The sequence below is a fragment of the Rhizobium sp. 18055 genome, assembly GCF_902706285.1.
Classification (GTDB): Bacteria; Pseudomonadota; Alphaproteobacteria; order Rhizobiales; family Rhizobiaceae; genus Rhizobium.
The window spans coordinates 1-431 of sequence record NZ_CACSKD010000323.1 but is presented as its reverse complement, the minus strand read 5'-3'; the positions used below and the strand labels follow the sequence as shown (position 1 = coordinate 431).

The window sequence follows — 431 nt, the reverse complement described above, 5'->3', positions numbered from 1 at the left end:
AAATTCATAGAGTCGAAGCAGAGTTGTCAGAGGAAACTGCACATTCGTAAAGGTTTAGTGCAGACCGTGCCTCTGATGACAATTTTTTGATTGCGTCAAAACGAATGTTCAATTTGCGAAAGCTAGTTGAAATTCAGTAATGACGAATGTTTCTTGATAGTGATATCGAGGAATTATTCACATTACGGCATAACGCGCGAGGTGAAAGACCTCGCAAGTCCTTGAAAGAAGACTGTGGTATCTCGCAAGAGATGTCAAAGTTATAGGGTCAAGTGACTAAGAGCATGTGGTGGATGCCTTGGCGATGATAGGCGACGAAAGACGTGATAGCCTGCGATAAGCTTCGGGGAGCTGGCAAACAAGCATTGATCCGGAGATTTCTGAATGGGGAAACCCACCTCGCAAGAGGTATCGCATGATGAATACATAGT

General features: G+C 44.1%; 1 rRNA gene. It reads left to right on the top strand.

Features of this window, described 5'->3' with window-relative positions:
* Positions 1-266: 266 nt before the first annotated feature.
* A 23S ribosomal RNA gene (locus tag GVL52_RS32240) occupies positions 267-431 on the top strand; the annotation flags it as partial.